The organism is Synechococcus sp. BDU 130192 (genome assembly GCF_963876085.1).
In the GTDB taxonomy this organism is placed as follows: domain Bacteria; phylum Cyanobacteriota; class Cyanobacteriia; order Cyanobacteriales; family MRBY01; genus MRBY01.
Map to the genome: position 1 here is coordinate 1 of NZ_CAWNNO010000040.1, position 654 is coordinate 654.

The 654-nt window shown below is 47.1% G+C and carries 1 protein-coding gene; it reads left to right on the forward strand.

Features of this window, described 5'->3' with window-relative positions; translation table 11 throughout:
* On the forward strand, positions 1-654 hold a 654-nt coding region (locus AACT35_RS10040; protein WP_254048034.1), incomplete at both ends, for an RNA-guided endonuclease InsQ/TnpB family protein.

Consider the following 654-nt stretch of genomic DNA (forward strand, 5'->3'; position numbering starts at 1 on the left):
GAAAAGCCGACCTATTACAGTCAAAAGCGCAATTTGACCGCCGCAAGGAAAACTAATTCTTTTCTGCAAGCGGTGCATTCTCAAGTGCTTCAGGATGTGATGGGTAGGCTGGAAAAGGCGTTTAATGCATTGTGGAATAGTGGGTTCGGATTCCCACGGTTTAAGAAGCGTTTTCGCAGCTTTAACTTCCCGCAGTTGGGCAAAAACCCAATTGGTGACAATCAAATTAAGTTGCCTGTATTTGGTTGGGTTAAGACCGTGATGCACCGCCCGCTCCCTGATGGGTTTGAGGTGAAACAAGCACGGGTAGTTAAACGCGCTTCTGGTTGGTATATCCAGCTAGTTATCCAAAGCGACGTCAAAATACCAGAACCCCCGATTGGTGGTTATGCCATTGGGATTGATGTGGGATTAACGGATTTTGTTGCGACATCAGACAACGAGTTAATTGCAAGACCCCGATTCTTTGTGGATGCACAACACAGGCTGAAAGTGCTGAACCGTGCCGTTGCCAGAAAGCAGAAAGGTTCAAAGAACCAGCAAAAAGCTCGTCAACGAGTCGCCAGATTCTATGAACGAATTGCGAACCGACGCAAAGATTTTCACCGTAAGTTAGCCCATCATCTCTGCGACCAAGCAGGGATGATATTTGCG